Origin of the sequence: Xanthomonas cassavae CFBP 4642, from assembly GCF_000454545.1 — a bacterium.
GTDB lineage: Bacteria > Pseudomonadota > Gammaproteobacteria > Xanthomonadales > Xanthomonadaceae > Xanthomonas > Xanthomonas cassavae.
The window spans coordinates 3,724,571-3,743,434 of record NZ_CM002139.1 but is presented as its reverse complement, the minus strand read 5'-3'; the positions used below and the strand labels follow the sequence as shown (position 1 = coordinate 3,743,434).

The 18,864-nt window shown below is 65.7% G+C and carries 14 protein-coding genes and 1 pseudogene; 8 read left to right on the top strand and 7 right to left on the bottom strand.

The features are described from left to right. Positions 1 to 154 precede the first annotated feature (154 nt). From XCSCFBP4642_RS28740 to XCSCFBP4642_RS0116440, 3 genes are all read right to left on the bottom strand, one after another. Positions 155 to 568 (bottom strand): hypothetical protein, encoded by a 414-nt coding sequence (locus XCSCFBP4642_RS28740; protein ID WP_152527290.1) that lies wholly within the window; start codon positions 566 to 568, stop codon positions 155 to 157. A gap of 593 nt (positions 569 to 1,161) precedes the next feature. Then, positions 1,162 to 1,545 carry a hypothetical protein gene (locus XCSCFBP4642_RS0116445; protein WP_152527351.1) on the bottom strand — a complete coding sequence of 128 codons (384 nt, stop codon included), beginning with the start codon at positions 1,543 to 1,545 and terminating at the stop codon, positions 1,162 to 1,164. Positions 1,546 to 2,101: 556 nt separating this feature from the next. Then, positions 2,102 to 2,587: a hypothetical protein gene (locus XCSCFBP4642_RS0116440; RefSeq protein ID WP_029220750.1), complete on the bottom strand. Its 486-nt coding sequence runs from the start codon at positions 2,585 to 2,587 to the stop codon at positions 2,102 to 2,104. A 284-nt stretch (positions 2,588 to 2,871) separates the two neighbouring features. On the opposite strand from XCSCFBP4642_RS0116440, the gene XCSCFBP4642_RS25080 reads away from it, so the two are divergent. The 7 genes and pseudogenes from XCSCFBP4642_RS25080 to XCSCFBP4642_RS0116400 all read left to right on the top strand — a co-directional run bounded on the left by XCSCFBP4642_RS25080 (position 2,872) and on the right by XCSCFBP4642_RS0116400 (position 13,337). After that, the gene (locus tag XCSCFBP4642_RS25080) at positions 2,872 to 3,300 is read left to right on the top strand and encodes a hypothetical protein (RefSeq protein ID WP_152527350.1); all 429 of its coding nucleotides are present in this window, start codon (positions 2,872 to 2,874) and stop codon (positions 3,298 to 3,300) included. Between the two features lie 511 nt (positions 3,301 to 3,811). After that, positions 3,812 to 6,286 (top strand): annotated as a pseudogene (locus XCSCFBP4642_RS0116430) (DUF2339 domain-containing protein); the annotation flags it as partial. After that, complete coding sequence (locus tag XCSCFBP4642_RS0116425) at positions 6,283 to 7,629, top strand: DUF3999 domain-containing protein (protein WP_029220747.1); 1,347 nt, start codon at positions 6,283 to 6,285, stop codon at positions 7,627 to 7,629. The pseudogene XCSCFBP4642_RS0116430 and the gene XCSCFBP4642_RS0116425, both read left to right, overlap by 4 nt. 404 nt (positions 7,630 to 8,033) lie before the next feature. After that, positions 8,034 to 9,209, top strand: a complete 1,176-nt coding sequence (locus XCSCFBP4642_RS0116420) for a phosphoglycerate kinase (protein WP_029220746.1) — start codon at positions 8,034 to 8,036, stop codon at positions 9,207 to 9,209. Then, entirely contained in the window at positions 9,206 to 9,853 is a 648-nt protein-coding gene (locus XCSCFBP4642_RS0116415; protein ID WP_029220745.1) for an HAD family hydrolase, read from the top strand. The genes XCSCFBP4642_RS0116420 and XCSCFBP4642_RS0116415 overlap by 4 nt, the downstream gene beginning before the upstream one ends. A gap of 256 nt (positions 9,854 to 10,109) precedes the next feature. Then, entirely contained in the window at positions 10,110 to 11,576 is a 1,467-nt protein-coding gene (pyk, locus tag XCSCFBP4642_RS0116410; protein ID WP_033898471.1) for a pyruvate kinase, read from the top strand. Positions 11,577 to 12,332: 756 nt separating this feature from the next. Beyond that, positions 12,333 to 13,337 carry a class I fructose-bisphosphate aldolase gene (locus XCSCFBP4642_RS0116400; RefSeq protein ID WP_029220743.1) on the top strand — a complete coding sequence of 335 codons (1,005 nt, stop codon included), beginning with the start codon at positions 12,333 to 12,335 and terminating at the stop codon, positions 13,335 to 13,337. 427 nt (positions 13,338 to 13,764) lie between these two features. Here XCSCFBP4642_RS0116400 and XCSCFBP4642_RS0116395 read toward each other — a convergent pair whose 3' ends face one another. The 4 genes from XCSCFBP4642_RS0116395 to cobA form a co-directional block, all read right to left on the bottom strand. Next, positions 13,765 to 14,304 (bottom strand): O-acetyl-ADP-ribose deacetylase, encoded by a 540-nt coding sequence (locus XCSCFBP4642_RS0116395; protein WP_029220742.1) that lies wholly within the window; start codon positions 14,302 to 14,304, stop codon positions 13,765 to 13,767. 185 nt (positions 14,305 to 14,489) lie between these two features. Further along, positions 14,490 to 14,996, bottom strand: coding sequence for a methyltransferase family protein (locus tag XCSCFBP4642_RS0116390; protein WP_029220741.1), 507 nt, complete (start codon positions 14,994 to 14,996; stop codon positions 14,490 to 14,492). 135 nt (positions 14,997 to 15,131) lie between these two features. Beyond that, on the bottom strand, positions 15,132 to 16,091 hold the full coding sequence (gene cysK, locus XCSCFBP4642_RS0116385; protein ID WP_029220740.1) for a cysteine synthase A: 960 nt from the start codon (positions 16,089 to 16,091) through the stop codon (positions 15,132 to 15,134). A 16-nt stretch (positions 16,092 to 16,107) separates the two neighbouring features. Then, a complete protein-coding gene (cobA, locus tag XCSCFBP4642_RS0116380) occupies positions 16,108 to 17,307 on the bottom strand; it encodes a uroporphyrinogen-III C-methyltransferase (RefSeq protein ID WP_084624552.1) in 1,200 nt (399 codons plus the stop codon). Between the two features lie 162 nt (positions 17,308 to 17,469). On the opposite strand from cobA, the gene XCSCFBP4642_RS0116375 reads away from it, so the two are divergent. Then, on the top strand, positions 17,470 to 18,453 hold the full coding sequence (locus tag XCSCFBP4642_RS0116375) for a LysR family transcriptional regulator (protein WP_029220738.1): 984 nt from the start codon (positions 17,470 to 17,472) through the stop codon (positions 18,451 to 18,453). The last annotated feature ends 411 nt before the right edge of the window (positions 18,454 to 18,864 follow it).

The window sequence follows — 18,864 nt, the reverse complement described above, 5'->3', positions numbered from 1 at the left end:
TGCCACGGCCATGATGCAATCCACACCATGCCCAGAGCCGGTTTTACGTGCAGCGAGCAATTTTCATGGCTGAGAGTCGGGGCTAATCAGGTGAACTCATGGCATTGCTGGCAGCTCTTCCCCATGGCAAGCCGGGCACCAATAGTCTTCCAACTCACGATCCCTTTGACATCTCGCTCGCCAACCATGACCGGAAGTTGAGAAAATCATTAGTTAGCATCAACGTGACAGCTGTGGCCAAAGTATCATTCGGTGTGACCGACACTACAGCCTTGTTGGCTGCTTCTAAACGGCCCAAACGGAAGGTGGGGTCTACCGGCGCCTCACCGGGCGAATTGTTTGGTTTTATCCGAAAGGTAATGGGCCCGTCTATCCAGGTGGATTCAAAGCTTGGCTGCGTAACGAGTTCACTCGCTTCCAACGCTGCATTGATCTGTTTTACGACCCAAGTGCCTCGGCGTTCCGCTCCAAACCAAGAAAGAAGCGTTCTGACCGTCTCAGTAGGTCCAGCTATTCCTTTGCTGAGATCAGCCGCAATGGCTGCAAGGCGGTCCTCCAAGCTTGACATGGTTCAACTCCCATGATGCTTATAATCAATAAATGGCCTGATTGGCCGAGCGTGCTGCTTTCCATCATATGCACTATCACTTCTCAGGGGAAGGAAGCAGATATGAGGATGATTCCAATCCGCCAAGCGCTGCTCGGCTGGGCTCTCTTGGTGCCAGCGTCAGCAGCCATGGCCTGCAGCTGCGTGATGTATGAAAACTTGGGCGACGCTAAAGCCAGGGCTACGGTGGCTGTCCAGGCGACCATGGTCTCCGTGCAGAGAAAGATCGTTCAGCACGGTGACGCGCCTTACTCGGAGCAAGAGGTGGTCCGTTGGCGTGTTGGGGATTCCATGCGTGGCCCATTGGCCGCAGGCCAGGAATTCGAGACGCGGACAACCATTTCTCCGGCCGCTTGTGGCGAGCAGGTGGTCGATGTCCAGCGAGCGCAAGCAATGCCTCTACGTAAAACGTGGTGGCTGTTTTTCCAGTGGATTCCTGAGAGCGGGGCGCCTTGGTTTGTTGCCACGTGCTCAAGAAGCCAGCCTATTGAAGCAGTGGCCCCAGTGTCTGCGTCGTAGGATGACTTTGTTCTAGATGTAGTGAAGGACAGCGCCTAACGGCCGCCCTGAAACTTAAAGGTGAAGCGAGCAGCGGATGCGGCGGTCTCGCTGGCAATCGGCACTGGTGTGGCGTCCACCAGCGTCAACATGCCATCGGCAACAGGGACCGGGACGCCGAGCGTGAGGTCTACCTCCTTAGACCAGATGCCACCGAGCACGGTCGCCCTGACGACCAGTCGGCCGGCCTGGATGCATTGAACGTCAGCTGGGCAACGGCTGTCTTCCATGACGCGGTCGGGACGCACCCTGGGTCCATCGACCGCCGCAATCTCTCCCAGCCGCACGGAGCCTTCGATGGGCTGGCTCGCGACCGGACCACCCGCCGCGCACCCGGCAAGTGATATGGCCATCAGCGCTGCAAGTATCTTCACTCTCATCCAAGAGGCAGGGACAACTTTTCGTTGTTCGATTCGCATGGTTGGGGGCCGCTCCAAAGGTGTCCCGAGTGTCCCATAGCTCTGCGACGCATGGCTGAGACGCACGCCAGAGACTGTCGAACTTGAATGCTGTGGGCATGACCACTCTCAGTGAGCGGACGCTGACGGCAGCAGCAAGCCAGCAGCCGGCAACGCATGCCAGGACCCTGGGCAAAGTTGCACGCACGTAGAACTCAAGTTCCCTCCTGATTAGCCCCGACTCTCAGCCATGAAAATTGCTCGCTGCACGTAAAACCGGCTCTGGGCATGGTGTGGATTGCATCATGGCCGTGGCANCGAGTTCAATTTGAAGCAAAGCGCGTTCTTCGGAACCCAGGTGCCTGTACTGTGTGCCCATGCCGCTACCCTACGTCAAGGCGGGGTGTTGCACTTGGAAGTTGAGTCTAAGATCCCTTGCGCGAGTGCAAGCGCCAGCCATGCGCTACGGCACATCCAGTTGGTTGTTTTCATCCAGGCGTTCCTTATTGTGTGGCCCGATGTCGGGCGCGTGATGGCACTATTTTTTGCTCTTCGGGCGCCCCCAGCTGCGTACATGGTCATTGCATTTGCTGCCGCCGAAATCGTATCGGGTGATGGTGCCGCTCGAGTCGGCGATGAAGGTGATTTCGCAATGATGCTCGGTCGGAACGAATACCTCTTCGCTATGCTGGTATTCCTGGAAGATCGGGGTGGCGGCCACGCCATTGCCTCCGCCGACCATGCCGACAACACCGCCTTGCGTGGTCCAGTAGTTGGTGCGGTAGTGCGCTTCGATGCCGAAGTTGTAGGTGTAGGCTGTTTCCTGCGTCTCGGTGTTTTCGGATGTATAAAGTCCTTTTCCTACCGGCCATTGCATCATCAGCTCGCCAGCGTCGTGACCGATCCAGCTTCGGGCGACGCTTTCGGCGGTGCCGAACAGGTCGGCAGATGCCGGCGGCGCCGCGATCAACAGGGTGGACGCACAGACTGCCAGGACGACCTGGCTCCGGAACGAGCGATGCATGGCGATACTTCCCTGTAAGACGTGATTCCAAAAGAGGGCGCTTGGCGGTGAGGCTGCCGCGTGCGCATGCGCCTTTTACCATCGGTTCGGGCGTTGCGCAAGCGACGCATTGCGCGCCGTGCCATGACATGGACATCGCTGCCGGCTCGTGCACTAATGCCCGCTGCTGGTCAGCGATCGTTCCCACACTGGCCCGCACAGGATGTTTTGGGACACACATGGATTCAAGGAGAGGTGAAGTGCAAGTTCTCGGTAAATGGACCGCAATTCTGGTGCTGACCGCGGTGTCGGCCGCAGGCGTCGTCCCCCTCGCGGTCGCCAAGAAACAGACCGGCACGCCGGCCTGGATGAATGCTGATGGAGAGGTCACCAACTCGTCGCAGGTCGAAGCCGGCTACGGCGAGACCGTCAAGGGCGTCAACGATTATGAGGGCGAGATCACCGGCAAGCCGGCGCCCGACAGCAAGTTCACCCAGCTCAAGATCGGTATGCCGATGAAGCAGGTGACCGACTTGATTGGTCAGCCGACCGACCAGGGGTCGTATGTCACCGGCAAGGCATTCATCCCGTTCTTCTACGGTGGCGACCGCTACCGTCACGAAATGGCCTACAAGGGCCAGGGTCGTTTGGTATTTGCCGGCAAGTCGATGGATACCGGCGGCAACCTGATCTGGATCATTCACAACAAGAACGACAGCGGTTATCGCGAATAACCTATCGAACGCCCGGTTTTCCGGGCGTTTTTGTTGATGGCGGAATGCTTGCCGGTGGCGACTGTTCCGATATCCGGCGGCCACTGCGATTCCCGGACATTGTTTCAACGGCATGGCCCGCCTGCCCAAGGGGCGGCCGAGGCTGTATGGTGCGCGCACTCGGCCGGATGCCGGCTTGCGGGGCAATACATTGGAAGCACTGATTGGATTGATCGCGCTGGTGCTGCTGGCGGTACCGGTGGGCGTCGTGATTGCGCTGGTGTGGATCGCCGGATTGCGGCGGCGCGTGGATGCGTTGGAGCAGCAGCTCGCGCACTGGCAGGCTGGCGCTGCGGACGCAGTGGCGCCAACGGCGGCGGCAGAGCCGGCGGTACAGCCGGGCCCGGCGCCGAGGCAGCAATGGCCTGGATCGGGCAGGTCTGAGGCGATGGCTGGGGGGGCTGCCGATGCAGCGGTGCCTGCCGGTGCGCCTGCGGTCGTGCTGGATGCGCAACCCGATGCGATCGTGCCGTTGCCGCCGCCACTTCCTGCCGCGGCTGGTGCGGAGGCGCTTTCCGCTGCGCCGCCGTTGCCGGCAGCCGCCGCGCAGGGCGACGCATCATCACACGCGCAACCGCAATCGCAACCGTGGTCTGACGCGCCGGCCGGGTCGGACTCGGTCATGCGCACGCTTGGTGCGGTGAAACGCTGGTTCACCGAAGGCAACGTGCCGGTCAAGGTGGGCATGCTGGTGTTGCTGGCCGGTGTGGCGGCGTTGTTGAAGTACGCCAGCGACCAGGGCTGGATGCGCATGCCGATCGAACTGCGGTTGGCCGGCATCAGTGTCCTGGCGCTTGCCGGACTGATGTTCGGCTGGAAGCAGCGGCTGCAACGCCCCGGGTTCGCGTTGGCGTTGCAGGGGGGCGCCATCGGTGGATTGCTGTTGACGGTGTTCGCGGCATTCAAGTTGTACGCATTGCTGGGCGCAGGCCTGGCGATGGGCATCAGTGTGGTGCTGATTGCGGGCATGTGCGTGCTGGCGGTGCTGCAGGAGTCGCGCACGCTGGCGGTGTTGGGCGTGCTGGCCGGTTTCCTGGCGCCGATCTGGCTGTCCACCGGCAGCGGCAATCACGTTGCGCTGTTCTCGTACTATGCCGTGCTCAATGCCGACATCGTGGCCATTGCCTGGACGCGGCCGTGGCGGGTGCTCAACCTGCTGGGATTCGCCTTCACCTTCGGCATCGCCACGCTATGGGGCGCGCTGCAGTATAGCCCGGCGAAGTTCGCGACCACCGAGCCATTCCTGTTGCTGTTCTTCGCCATGTACGTGGCCATTCCGGTCCTGCATGCGCGGCGTGGTGACGGCAGCGCGGGCCGGGTGATCGATGGCAGCCTGTTGTTCGGCACGCCGCTGGTGGCCTTTGCGTTGCAGGCGCGTCTGCTGGAAGGCGAGCGTCTGCCGTTGGCGCTGTGTGCGGTGGCGGTGGCTGCGCTGTACGCGGGCCTGGCCCGCTGGTTGCTGCGGCGTGCCTCCACGCGATTGCTCGGTCAAGCGCATGCGATGCTGGCGGTCGGCTTCGCCACGCTGGCGGTGCCGCTGGCATTGTCGGCCCGCGCCACTGCCAGTGTGTTCGCGCTGGAAGGTGCGGGCTTGCTGTGGCTGGGCTTGCGCCAGCAACGCCGGGTCCCGCAGGTCAGCGGTGTCGCATTGCAGCTGCTGGCGTCCGTCGGTGTCGCCTTCGGCGTGGATGGCTGGCGGTACGACGCCGTGGCGGTGGCCAATGCCACCTGCATGAGCGCGTTGCTGCTCGCCATTGCCGGCTGGGCCAGTGCCTGGTTCCTGCGCGATGCCGGGCAGCCGCGCCGCGCGTTGGTGGCGTATCTGTGGGGACTGGGCTGGTGGACGCTGTGCGGAGTGCACGAGATCCTGCGCTTTGCCGGCGATGTGCGCAGCGAGCCGGATCTGCTGCTGGGCTTCGTTGCGCTCAGCGTGTGGCTGGCCGCCGAGGTGCATCGGCGCCGGCCCGCAGCGGCCCTGGTCTGGACCGTCGTGGCCGGGCTGGCGCTCGGCGCGCCGTTGGCGGTGTGGCAGAACCACGCGCACATGCAGCTGTTCGCGCATTGGGGCCCACTGGCCTGGCTGGCGTTCGCGCTGGCAGGCGTGCGTGGCCTGTGGTGCCTGCGCATGCAGCCTGGCACCGGCGCGATCGTGGCGCAGTTCATCTGGTGGCTGTTGTGGCCGGCGGTGGTGTCGCTGGGCGCGGCCTGGCTGGCGGATGCCTTCGCTCTTGCCAATGGCTGGCGCTGCGCCTTGCTGGCGACCCCCTGGTTGGCCGTGGCTGCGGTCGGCTTGCTGCGCTGGCCGTGGCTGGCGTGGCCGCAGGGAGAGTCGTTCGCGCCCACGCGCAATGCCTTGCTGGGCTGCGTGTTTGCGGTCCTGGGCATCGGCTGGCTGATTGCCGTGCTGGACCCGGTCAGCCCGGCGCCCTTGCCGTGGGTGCCGCTGCTCAATCCGGCCGAGCTGGCGCAACTGGCCGTGCTGGCCTTGTTCGCACGTTGGGCCTGGTCCGGGCATGCACCGTCGGCGCTGCACAGCTGGCGGGTAACCGCGCTCGGGGTGCTGGGATGGGCCATGATCACCGGCAGTACGCTGCACAGCGTGCACCACTGGGGTGGGGTGGCGTGGGATGCGCGGCTGGTGGAAGCGACGTTGTCGCAGACCAGCCTCACCATCGTGTGGAGCGTGCTCGGTGTGCTGGGTTGGGTGATCGGTTCGCGGCGCGGTCAGCGCGGGCTGTGGCTGGGTGGTGCGTTGCTGATGGGGCTGGTGCTGGCCAAGCTGGTACTGGTCGATCGCCAGCATCTGGGCAATCTGCTCGGCATTGGCTCGTTCATGGCCTACGGGCTGTTGTGCACCGTGGTGGGCTATCTGGCACCGGCGCCGCCGCGTGCCATCGTCGAAGAACGCGTTGCCGGCGACGACAGCGCGGCGAAGGATCAGGCATGAATGCACGGCATTGCCGATGGCTGCTGCTGGTGCCGCTGATGGCGCAGGCCGCCGATGTCCGCCCGGACTATCGGCAGCAATGGCCATTGCAGCTGGCTGCGTCCGATGACGGGCTGTATCAGCTGACCTTGAATGAGGCGGTGTATCGCGATGCGCATGACGCCACAGCGCGCGATATCACGGTGATCGATGCGCGTGGCGAAGAAATGCCCACCGCCGCGCTGCCTGTCGACGCGGCACCGGTGGCGGCACCGCGCCGGCACCGCTTGCCGGTCTTCGCATTGCCCGAAGGTGCAGCGACCGGCAAGGGCGATCTGCAGCTGATTGCCGAGCGCGATGCCAGCGGCGCGGTGCGACGCCTGGAAGGGCGTTTCGCCACCGGAACCTCTGCAGCTTCTGCTGCGGGCAGCAGTTGGTTGGTCGATGCCAGCGCGCTGCGCGATCGCCCGCGCGCGCTGTGGCTGGACTGGGCAGGCGACACACCGGTACAGGCGCAGTTACGCGTGGAAGGCAGCGACGATCTGCGCGACTGGCGCGTGCTGGCCTCCGATGCCACGGTCATGGCGCTGGACAATCAGGCGCAGCGGCTGCAGCAACGCCGCATCGCCGTGGACGGCGGCGCCCGCTACCTGCGCATCGTGCCGGTGTCGGGCAGCCTGCCGGCGCTGCAGGTGGTGGAGGCAGAACTCGACGGCCTCACCACACCTGCGCAACTGGCATGGCTGGACCTGCCCGGCACCGCGCAGGACACCGCGGTGACCTACGTCCTGCCGGGCCGCTTCCCGATCACGCAACTGGATGTCGGGGGCGGCCAGGCCGAGGCGGTGCAGTGGAACGTGGACAGTCGCCAGACCGATGATGCGGTATGGCTGCGGCGGGCTGGCCCCTGGTTGGCCTTTCGGCTCGGTCGCCGCGCCTCGCCGCCGCAGCTGCCCGCGCCGGTGCGCGATCGCCAATGGCGTCTGGTGGCGGCCCAGGGGCGCAGCACGGCAGTCCCCGCCTTGCGGGTGGGTTACCAGCCCGAACGCCTGATGTTTCTTGCCCAGGGTCAGTCGCCGTACGCGCTGGTTGCCGGCAGCGCGCGCGTCCAGCGTGGCGATGCACCGCTGGCGGACATGCTGCAGGCGCTGCGGCAGCAGCGCGGCACGCAGTGGCAGCCGGCCCAGGCCGCGGTGGCGGCCCGCGCGCAACCGTTGGCGGGTGAGGCGGCACTGCAACCGGCGGCCGCCCCGCACGATTGGAAACGCTGGCTGCTGTGGGCGTTACTGGTGGGGGGCGCCTTGCTGGTGGGCGGTTTCGCCGTGAGTCTGCTGCGCAGTGCCGGCGCCAATCGCGAGGCCTGAGCCTGCACGCGCCGCGGCCGGTTTGCCGCTGCGGCGCGAAGGTCCGACAATGGGCGTCCCCCGTCGCCAAGGCAGTCGCATTGCCCGTCGTGTCCGACCGACCACCGTCCGCGCCATCCGCACTTGCGGCAGCGGCGCCCGCCCAGCGCACTGTCCGGTTGCGGAACGGCGGGCCGCTTCCGAACCCTGATTGCCCGATCCCCGCCGCCAAGGCCGTGGTCTCCGAGCCACTGCCGTCGGCGTCTGCCGCAGGTGCAATGGCGGCATCGTTGTGAACCACGGCGCCTGGTCAAGCTGGCGCAGTCGCGCCATTGCTGCGCGCACAGAGCGTGCACGCACGCGCGGCGCCTTGTACCAATCCCCAATCCCGCTTCCCTAATCCCCAGAACTAGCGAGCCAAGCCCATGTCCATCGTCCGCATGACCGACCTCGATCTCTCCGGCAAGCGCGTGCTGATCCGCCAGGATCTCAATGTGCCGATCGACAACGGCCAGATCACCTCCGAACAGCGCATCACCGCCTCGGTGCCCACCATCAAGCTGGCGCTGGAAAAAGGCGCGGCGGTGATGGTCACCTCGCACCTGGGGCGCCCGAAGGAAGGCAGCTGGAGCGAAGCCGATTCGCTGACGCCGGTGGCCGCGCGCCTGACCACCTTGCTGGGTGTGGATGTGCCGCTGGTGCGCGACTGGGTCGACGGCGTGGACGTCGCGCAGGGCCAGGTGGTGCTGCTGGAGAACTGCCGCATGAATGTCGGCGAGGGCAAGGATGATCAGACCCTGGCACGCAAGTACGCCGCGCTGTGCGATGTATTCGTCATGGATGCCTTCGGTACCGCGCATCGTGCGCAGGCATCCACGCATGGCGTGATCCGCTTCGCGCCGGTGGCCGCCGGTGGCCCGTTGTTGATGGCCGAGCTGGATGCGCTGGCCAAGGCGCTGGACAACCCGGCCAAGCCGCTGCTGGCGATCGTGGCCGGCAGCAAGGTCTCGACCAAGCTGGAGTTGCTGTCCAACCTGGTCAACAAGGTCGACCAGCTGATCGTCGGCGGTGGCATCGCCAACACCTTCATTGCCGCGGCCGGACATGCTGTGGGCAAGTCCTTGAACGAACCGGACCTGATTCCCACCGCCAACCAGATTGTGGCCGATGCCAGGACCCGCGGCGCCGACATCCCGCTGCCGACCGACGTGGTCGTCGCCAAGCAGTTCCTGCCCGACGCGCCGGCCAGCGTGAAATCGCTCGACGCAGTAGAGGCCGATGACCTGATCCTGGACATCGGCCCGCAGACCGCGCAGCGCTACGCCGAACTGATCGCCAATGCCGGCACGGTGGTGTGGAACGGGCCGGTCGGCGTGTTCGAATTCGAGCCCTTCAGCCATGGCACCGAAACCCTGGCACGTGCCATCGCCGCATCCAAGGCGTTCTCCATTGCTGGCGGCGGCGACACCCTGGCGGCGGTGGACAAGTACGACATCGCCAGGGACGTCACCTACATTTCCACCGGTGGCGGTGCGTTCCTGGAATTTCTGGAAGGCAAGACGCTGCCGGCGGTGGCCGCGCTCGAGGCCCGCGGCAAGTGAGTGCAGCCCCGCTGTTCTTCGATCTGGACGGCACCCTGGTCGATTCGGAACCGGGCATCGTCGCCAGCATCGCGCATGCCTTCGAGACGGTGGGCCAGCCGCGTCCGTCGCCGCAGACCCTGCGCGCCTGGATCGGCCCACCGCTGCGCGACAGCTTCACCGAGTGCTTCCCCGACGATCCGGCGCTGGTGCAGCGCGCGCTCGGCATCTACCGCGAGCGCTACGACGCGGTGGGCTGGACCGAACTCAGCGTGTTCGACGGCATCGGCGCCGTTGTCACCGGCCTGCAGCGCGCCGGTCATCGTCTGGCGGTGGTGACCTCCAAGAATGAGCGCTATGCGCGCCGCATCGTCGAGCATCTGCCATTCGGTGCCTGCTTCGAAAACGTAATCGGCGCCAGCGAGGACGGCGCGCGCCGCTTCAAGCCCGACCTGATCGCCGAAGCATTGCGTCGCCTTGAGATCGACAAGACCGGCTGCGTGATGATCGGCGACCGCCGCATGGATATCGACGGCGCCACTCACCACGGTATCCACAGCATCGGCGTGTTGTGGGGCTTCGGCGACGAAGCCGAACTGCGTGCCGCCGGCGCCGGCGCGCTGGCACGCACGCCGGCCGAGTTGGCGGCATTGCTGCGGGCGTGAGCCGCACGCCGCGGCCGTCGCGTTCGCCTGCGCGAAGCATCCGCGGTGTCGGTGCGCATCACGCAGAGCCGTCTTCACCGCCACCGGGCTAGGGTGGCGAGCGTCTGCGCTGCCGGTGGCAGCGCCAGACGCAGGCGTACGTACTGTCCCGCACTGTCTGTAAGACATGCCGGAATCGGAGGGTGGCTATGCCGCAATGCCATCCTCGGTACGTGACGTGTGTGTTAAGTTTCGCGGCTTTTACAGGGAGGCCATCATGAAAGAACGTCAACGCCGCACCAAGATCCTCGCCACCCTCGGACCGGCAACGGATGCGCCCGGTGTGCTGGATGCGCTGTTCAAGGCGGGCGTCAACGTGGTGCGCCTCAACTTCAGCCATGGCGACCCGTCCGGCCAGGCCAAGCGTGCCGCGGAAGTGCGCGCCGCTGCCGCCCGTGTGGGTGCCGAAGTCGGCATCCTGGCCGACCTGCCGGGCCCGAAGATCCGTATCGAACGCTTTGCCGAAGGCAAGATCAAGCTTGCCATGGGCGACCGTTTTGACTTGGTGGCCGACGCCAACGCACCGGCCGGCGACCAACGCCAGGTGGGCGTGAGCTACCTCGGCCTGCCGCAGGACGTCACCGCCGGCGACGTCCTGCTGCTCGACGATGGCCTGGTGCAGTTGCAGGTCACCGACGTGCAGGGCGAGCGCATCGTCACCAAGGTGTTAAACGACGGCGTGCTGTCCGACCGCAAGGGCCTCAACAAGCAGGGCGGCGGTTTGTCGCTGGGCGCGCTGACCGAGCGCGACAAGGAACTGATCGGCATCGTCGCCAAGATCGGCGTGGACTTCATCGCGGTGTCGTTCTGCCGCAATGCGCAGGACATGCACGACGCGCGTCAGATCGCCCAGCAGCATGGCTGCGATGCGCAGCTGGTGTCCAAGATCGAGCGCACCGAAGCGATCGAGAACCTGGTCGAAATCGTCGAAGCCTCCGATGTGGTGATGGTGGCGCGTGGCGATCTGGGCGTGGAAATCGGCGATGCCGAATTGCCGGGCCTGCAGAAGAAGATCATTCGCGAGTCGCTGGCGCAGAACAAGGTGGTGATCACCGCCACGCAGATGCTGCAGTCGATGGTGGAAAGCCCGATCCCGACCCGCGCCGAAGTGCTGGACGTGGCCAATGCCGTCATCGACGGCACCGACGCGGTGATGCTGTCGGCCGAAACCGCCGCCGGTGCCTACCCGGTGCGTGCGGTGGAAGCGATGGCGCGCATCTGCCTGGGTGCCGAGCACCAGTTCGAATTCGATACCGACTTCGAAGCGGCGCAACGCAACCTGCAGCGTGCCGATCAGGCGATTGCGATGGCGACCATGTTCCTGTCCGAGCACATCGGCCTGGGCGGCGTGGTGGCGTTGACCGAATCCGGCGGCACCCCGCGCTTTTTGTCGCGCTTCCGCTCCAACATGCCGATCTACGCCTTCACCCGTCACGATGGCGCGCGCCGCCAGATGGCGATGATGCGCGGCGTGTTCCCGATCAGCTTCGACAGCCGCGGCCTGACCCCGCGCGAAGCGGCACGTGCGGCGATCCGCCTGCTGGTGGAAAACGAGCGCATGGGACCTGGCGACCGCGTGGTGTTCACCAGCGGCGAGCACATGGAAATGCACGGCGCCACCAATACGCTACGTCTGCTGGAAGTGGGCGAAGACGGCCGCGCCACCGGTCTGGGCGAGCTGTAATCCCGGTTGACGGCACCCGGCGCACGACCTGAGCCGGACGACGCGACACACAACGGCGGCCCCAGGGCCGCCGTTGTGCTGTGTGGAGATGCCGGGCGTCGGCGAGTGCCCGGCCTGGGGCGGCGTGTTGCTCAACGGCCGGATCCGGCGACTGCCAACCCAGCGCAACATCGCCGCCGCGCTGTCGTAACGGCGCGGCGGCGACGCGCCATGTGTTTCACAAGGCAAAGCCTGCCCACGACGGCGATTCGGCTTTCCGCGCGTCGACGGAACGGAAGGACGTTGAACGACGCGCGGCGTGACCGGATAGGTGGCGACGAAGGAGGGCTCGTCGTAACGTTAGTAGCGCATGCCGCAGGCAGCTCGATGCAACAGGCCAACATCCACAAACGCCAACCAACGCATGCGTGGCGCATGTTCAATCGAGCCACCGCACCGCCGCGCCTCATTGGCGCCATGCATCACAGCAAAGCAAGCAACAAGCTGCACGTCATGCTCTGCTTTCCCGAATCCCGAATCCCGAATCCCGAATCCCGAATCCCGAATCCCGAATCCCGATTCCCGATTCCCGATTCCCGATTCCCGAATCCCGAATCCCGATTCCCGATTCCCGATTCCCGATTCCCGCGATGCGAGCGGCGCCACACATCCTGTCACGTCTGCAAGGTGTAATCGGTTGCAGACATTCCGTGAAGGAATGTGTACGACTTTCATCGCTATACTTTCGTTCTCCCCCGCAGCTGCCACAGGAACTACATGAGCATCGAACAGCTTGCCGAAACCGCCCAGGCCATGGTCGCCCCGGGCAAGGGCATCATCGCCATCGACGAGTCGACCAGCACGATCGCAAAGCGTTTTGCCAGCGTCGGCATCGAGAACATCGAAGAAAACCGTCGCGCCTATCGCGAACTGCTGCTGACCACGCCCAAGCTGAGCGATTACATCTCCGGCGCCATCCTGTTCGACGAGACCATCCGTCAGAAGACCAAGGACGGCGTGCCGTTCGCCAAGTACATGACCGAGCACGGCATCATCCCGGGCATCAAGGTCGACAAGGGCGCGCAGCCGCTGGCCGGCATGCCGGGTGAGCTGGTGACCGAAGGTCTGGACGGCCTGCGTGCGCGTCTGGAGGAGTACTACACGCTGGGCGCGCGCTTCGCCAAGTGGCGTGCGGTCATCAACATCGGCGAAGACATCCCGTCCGGCACCTGCATCGAGGCCAACTCGCATGCGCTGGCGCGTTACGCCGCGTTGTGCCAGGAGCAGGGCCTGGTGCCGATGGTCGAGCCGGAAGTCATCATGGATGGCAGTCACGACATCGAGACCTGCTACGAAGTCACCGAGGCCACGCTGCGCTCGCTGTTCGGCGCGCTGTACGAGCAGAACGTCGTGCTGGAAGGCACCATCCTGAAGGCCTCGATGGTCATCTCCGGCAAGGGCTGCCAAGAGCAGGCCAGCGTCGAGGAAGTGGCCGAGTCCACCGTGATGTGCCTGAAGTCGACCGTGCCGGCGATCCTGCCTGGCATCGTATTCCTGTCCGGCGGCCAGACCGACGAGCAGTCCACCGCGCATCTCAACGAGATGCACCAATTGGGCAACCTGCCTTGGCCGCTGAGCTTCTCCTACGGCCGCGCCATGCAGCAGGCGGCGTTGAAGCTGTGGTCCCAGGACATGACCGGCAACTACGCCAAGGCGCAGCAGGTCATCTATGAGCGCGCCAAGGAAAACGGCCTGGCAGCACTGGGCAAGTGGAAGGGCTGATCGCGTGATCGCGGCCGCAAGGCCGCATCGCCTGCAAGACCAGAACGCCGGCAGCGATGCCGGCGTTTTTTTGTTGCCTGTCGTCGCGGTGGTGGGTTGCGCCGAGGTGTGGAACAGCGCAAGACAACGCGCGAACACCGCACAGTCGCGAGACGATGACGGCCGTTGCCTGATCGGCATTGCGGGTGCGGCTACGGCTGTTTCACGCCACCGCCAGCGCCGGCCTGACGATCGCTTCCGAATGTGTCAACCACCCCTGTTGCAGGCTGGTCAGGTGACGCCGTGCGCAGCAGAGCTGCTGCACGTTCGTGCCTCCACCAAGACGACGACATTCGTGCCTGGGCTGAAGACGACACCCTTGCCAACGGCCAAAATGCAACGAGCGCCTTGCGGCGCTCGTCATTGCGACCTGCACACGGTGCAGCGATCAGGCAGCTGCCGTTTCCTGTGTCGCCAATGCCTGCTGATACGCCTTGTAGGTCGCCTCGTTGTAGGCCACCAGCACGATGTGCTTGGGCACCTTGTGCGAGCGTTGCCAATCGCGCGTTTCGGTCACTGCAATGCGTGCGGCCTGATACAACGGATAGCCATAGATTCCGCAGCTGATCGCGGGGAACGCAATTGAATGCAGCAGCATCTGCTCGGCAAGCTTCAATGACTGCCAGTAGCAATTGGCCAGCTGCTCGGGCTCGTTGTGCTTGCCATCGCGCCACACCGGGCCCACCGTATGAAACACGTGTCGGGCTTTCAGATCAAAGCCCTCGGTGACGCGGATTTCACCGGTGGGGCAGCGCACGCCCGGGCGCACCTGTGGGAGCGCTTCGCAGGCTTGCAGCAACCGTGGACCGGCTGCGCGATGGATGGCGCCATCGACGCCGCCACCGCCAAGCAGTGATTCGTTGGCGGCGTTGACGATGACGTCAACGTCGAGTTCGGTGATGTCGCCTTGCCAGACTTCGATTCTCATGGCGTGATAGTTATGGGATTTGAATGATGAACGCGTGATGGGTGCAGGCGTCGCGGGCCTCCACGCTAGTGGCCATTCATCTCATGGTATGCGACGCAGCCACTCTGCCATTCAACCGTCCGGCAGACCAAGGGATCTGCGACGAGGCAGTCGGTCCGTCAGGTCGAAGACGTGGCGCCGGTTGGTTACAGCCAGCGTCTGACGCGTGCGCAGTAATCGATGTAGTGACGGCCGAATTCGACACGCAGGCGCGCTTCTTCGAACGGGATGACGTAGCCCTGCAGGGCCACCCAGGGCAGCGGCAGCAACAGCACGGCCCACGGCAGCCCAAGCTGCAGGCACAGGCCGACATAGCTCATTACCAGCGCCAGATACATGGGGTTGCGGGTGAAGCGATAGGGACCGTCCAGCACCAGTCGCGACGGGTGGCCGCTGGGCATGATGGTGGTGCGCCGACGAGCGAACAGCACGAAACAACTCAGTGCCAACGCCAGCCCAAGAACAGCGAGCAGGCCACCGGCCAGTTGGATCCAGGCCAGGGGCGTCGGTGCCGGCAGTGGCAGCGCCAACGCGTCCTGCAGCCATCCGCCGATACCAAGCGCCAGCGCAAAGTGCACGGGCGAGGTCATCTTCACCAGCCATGGCGCCCGCGCAGTGCGGGTGTCGCTGTGTCCATACGGCCGGTTGCTCACCACGGTTCTCCCCACATCGCGGCCGTCATCCTAACGGTTCCTTGACGGAGGCGGGAGGTGGGGAGCGCCGGGAAGAGCCGGGTCCCGAAAAAACCTAGCCCCTACACCTGGCCACCGCTCACCCTACCGACCCGCTCAGGGCAGGCCTGCCAGCCAGTCGTCATCCGAGCCTTCGTTGATGTCGGCGAACAGGGGGGTGGAGAAGTAACGCTCGCCGGTGTCCGGCAGCATCGCCAGGATCACTGCGCCGGGCGTGGCAGACTCGGCCACGCGCAGCGCGGTGGCGACCGTGCCGCCGCCGGAAATACCGGTGAAGATGCCCTCCTCGGCGGCCAGGCGGCGGGCGATGGTGATGGCGTCGGTGTCTTCCACGCTGAGCACCTCGTGCGCGATCTCGCGGTTGAGTACCTCGGGGACGAAGTCCGGGGTCCAGCCCTGGATCTTGTGCGGCTTCCAGTCCTGGCCCTGCAGCAAGGCGGCGCCGGCCGGCTCGGTGGCGGTGATGCGTACTTCCGGCCGCGCCACGCGCAGCACTTCGCCCACGCCGGTGAGGGTGCCGCCGGTGCCCCAGCCGGTGACGAAGTGGTCCAGCCGGTGGTCGGCGAAGTCGCGCAGGATCTCGGCGGCGGTGGTGTTGCGGTGGTAGGCCGGATTGGCCGGGTTGGCGAACTGGCTGGCCAGGAACCAGCCGTGCTGATCGGCCAGCTCCCTGGCCTTGCGCACCATGCCGCTGCCGCGCTCGGCCGCCGGGGTCAGGATCACCTTGGCGCCGTAGGCGCGCATCAGCTTGCGGCGCTCGATGGAGAAGGTTTCCACCATGGTGGCGACGAACTTGTAGCCACGCGCGGCCGCCACCATGGCCAATGCCACACCGGTGTTGCCGGAGGTGGCTTCCACGATGGTGTCGCCGGGCTTGAGCAGGCCGCGCTGCTCGGCGTCGAGGATGATCGCCAGCGCCAGGCGGTCCTTGACCGAGCCGCCGGGGTTGAACGATTCGACCTTGACGTAGAGCGAGACGTGGTCCGGCGCGAGGCGGTTGAGTTTGACCACCGGAGTGCGGCCGATGGTGTCGAGGATGTTGTCGTACAGGGCCATGGGGTCTCCGTCGGAATCAGGCTGCGTGGGCGAGTGTGGGCGAGTGCGGCGTTGCGATGGGTGAGTGCAGGGCCGGTGGCGCGCCCAGTGGCGCTGCGCCGAACCAGTGCAGCGTCTGCGCCAGTGCCGCCACCTCACCCAGGATCAATAGCGCCGGCGCGCGCACTGCGTGCAACTGGGCGGTGACGGCCAGCGTGGCCAGCGTACCGGTGATGACGCGCTGCTGCGGGCGCGAGCCGTTTTCCACCAGCGCAAACGGGGTGGTGGGTGCGCGGCCGGCCTGCAGCAGCCGCTGCTGGATGCCGTCCAGACCCGCCACGCCCATGTAGAAGGCCAGTGTCTGGCGTTCCTGGCCCAGCGCCTGCCAGTCCAGGGTGTCCAGCGAATCCTTGCAGTGTGCGGTGATCAGCCGCAGCGATTGCGCATGGTCGCGATGGGTGAGCGGGATGCCGGCGTAGGCCGCGCAGGCCAGTGCGGCGGTGATGCCGGGGATGACCTGGAAGCCGATGCCCTGTGCGTGCAGGAATTCCAGCTCTTCGCCGCCGCGGCCGAACACGAACGCGTCGCCGCCCTTCAGGCGCACCACCCGGCGGCCGGCGCGCGCATGTTCGAGCATCAACGCGTGGATCTGCTCCTGGCGCGTGCTGTGACCCTGCGCGGACTTGCCCACTTCCACCAGCAGCGCGTCACTGCGGGCCAGGCGCAGGATCTGCGGACTGACCAGGCGGTCGTGCAGCACCACCTCGGCCTGCCGCAGTGCGCGCAGCGCGTGCCGGGTCAGCAGGCCGGGGTCGCCGGGGCCTGCGCCCACCAGGGTCACGCTGCCGGGGGACAGCGGAGCGATGTGCGCATGCTGCGTGGGGGAGGGCGCAGCTGGGGCGATGGCGGGCGTGGGGCTATGGGTCAGCAGGCGGTGGGCACCGGCGGCAGTGCGCAGGGCCTCGTTGAGCTCGGGGATGTCGCTGGCGGCGATGGTCAGCCACAGCGGCGCGTCGGGCAGTGCCAGCCATGCGGGGTCGAAACGCCCGGCCAGCCAACGCAGGTCGCCGGCCTGGGCCCACTGCTGCAGTTGCGGGGTCAGCGCCGGGGCGCCGACCAGTGGCAGCGCACCGGCCTGCAACAGCGCGGCAGTGACACGCTCGGCCGCGGCACCGCTGCCGACCACCAGGACGGCACGGCCACGCAGGTCGGCAAGGAGCGGAAACGCAGCAGTCACAGTGAGGCGATCGAAAGGGAGGGCCAGACCGTACCGCCGGCATATAGCCGTCGGAAATGACTTCATACACCCTGAAAATAGCGTTCGGTTATAAGCTGGCCCGCAGAACTCCTCTACAGTCGAAGTCCTTGTGGCGCCTCGCGCTTTTCTGGAGATAAGCCCATGACGCTGACGCAACTTCGTTATCTGGTTGCCATTGCCGATGCCGAGCTGAACATCACGCTGGCCGCCGCGCGGGTGCATGCCACTCAGCCGGGTCTGTCCAAGCAGCTCAAGCAGCTGGAGGACGAACTGGGCTTCCTGTTGTTCGTGCGCAAGGGGCGCAGCCTGGATGCGGTGACGCCGGCCGGGGTGGAAGTGATCGAGCGCGCGCGCGCAGTGCTTTCGGAAGCCAACAACATCCGGACCTACGCCGCCAACCAGCGCCGCGAAAGCCAGGGGCAGCTGACCCTGACCACCACCCACACCCAGGCGCGCTTCGTGCTGCCGCCGGCGGTGGCGCAGATCAAGCACGCTTACCCGCAGGTCAGCGTGCACCTGCAGCAGGCGGCCGAAAGTGCGGCGCTGGACCTGCTCAGCCAGGGCGATGCGGATATCGCGGTGGTCAGCACGGCCGGCGGCGAACCCAGTGCCGGCATCGCGGTGCCGCTGTACCGCTGGCGGCGGCTGGTGGTGGTGCCGCGCGGACACGCGCTGGATCGGCCGAAGCTGGCGCCGGACATGCAGGCGCTGTCCGAACATCCGTTGATCAGCTACGAATCCTCCACCCGGCCGGGCTCGTCGCTGCAGCGGGCGTTCGCGCAGGTGGGATTGGAGCCCAGCATCGCGCTGACCGCGCTGGATGCCGATCTGATCAAGACCTACGTCCGCGCCGGGTTGGGCGTTGGGCTGGTGGCGGAAATGGCGGTCAGCGCCTACGACGACGACCTGCGCGCCTGGCCGGCACCGGCACCGATCGCCGAGTGCATCGCCTGGGCGGTGCTGCCGCGCGACCGGGTGCTGCGCGACTACGCGCTGGATCTGGTGCATGTGCTCGCTTCGCAGATCGACAAGCGCGACCTGCGCCGCGTGCTGGATGGCAACCAGGCACCGAACTGGCCGCTGCCGCCGACCTGGGAATCGCTCACCCAGACCATTACCAGCTGACCGATGCGATGAGCGCCCCTTGCGTCCGCCGTTGAGCCGGTTGTGGCTGCCCGAGCCCAGTGGCGACATGTCCCTGCAACTGTCGGCCAGCCTGGACGGTGGCGAGCACATGTTATTGACTCGGGAATGGGGAATGGGGAATGGGGAATGGGGAATGGGGAATCGGGAATCGGGAATCGGGAATCGGGAATCGGGAATCGGGAATCGGGAATCGGGAATCGTAAGTGCGGGGCGTTTGATTTTTCTGCGGCGTGGGCGTGATGGGCTTTGTTGCTGGGTCCGCTTGCCGCTTCCAGCTATCCGCGCTTGGCTCTGGTCCCCCGACTCCCGACTCCCGACTCCATGCTGCATTGCATCGTGAATTCTCGTCAGGAAAGTCGAGCCGAATCAATGCACTACAGCGCTTTCTGG

Coding starts and splice junctions, on each gene's coding strand:
- XCSCFBP4642_RS28740 (WP_152527290.1), bottom strand. CDS start 568: ATGTCAAGCTTGGAGGACCGCCTTGCAGCCATTGCGGCTGATCTCAGC.
- XCSCFBP4642_RS0116445 (WP_152527351.1), bottom strand. CDS start 1,545: ATGAGAGTGAAGATACTTGCAGCGCTGATGGCCATATCACTTGCCGGG.
- XCSCFBP4642_RS0116440 (WP_029220750.1), bottom strand. CDS start 2,587: ATGCATCGCTCGTTCCGGAGCCAGGTCGTCCTGGCAGTCTGTGCGTCC.
- XCSCFBP4642_RS0116425 (WP_029220747.1), top strand. CDS start 6,283: ATGAATGCACGGCATTGCCGATGGCTGCTGCTGGTGCCGCTGATGGCG.
- XCSCFBP4642_RS0116420 (WP_029220746.1), top strand. CDS start 8,034: ATGTCCATCGTCCGCATGACCGACCTCGATCTCTCCGGCAAGCGCGTG.
- pyk (WP_033898471.1), top strand. CDS start 10,110: ATGAAAGAACGTCAACGCCGCACCAAGATCCTCGCCACCCTCGGACCG.
- XCSCFBP4642_RS0116400 (WP_029220743.1), top strand. CDS start 12,333: ATGAGCATCGAACAGCTTGCCGAAACCGCCCAGGCCATGGTCGCCCCG.
- XCSCFBP4642_RS0116395 (WP_029220742.1), bottom strand. CDS start 14,304: ATGAGAATCGAAGTCTGGCAAGGCGACATCACCGAACTCGACGTTGAC.
- cysK (WP_029220740.1), bottom strand. CDS start 16,091: ATGGCCCTGTACGACAACATCCTCGACACCATCGGCCGCACTCCGGTG.
- XCSCFBP4642_RS0116375 (WP_029220738.1), top strand. CDS start 17,470: ATGACGCTGACGCAACTTCGTTATCTGGTTGCCATTGCCGATGCCGAG.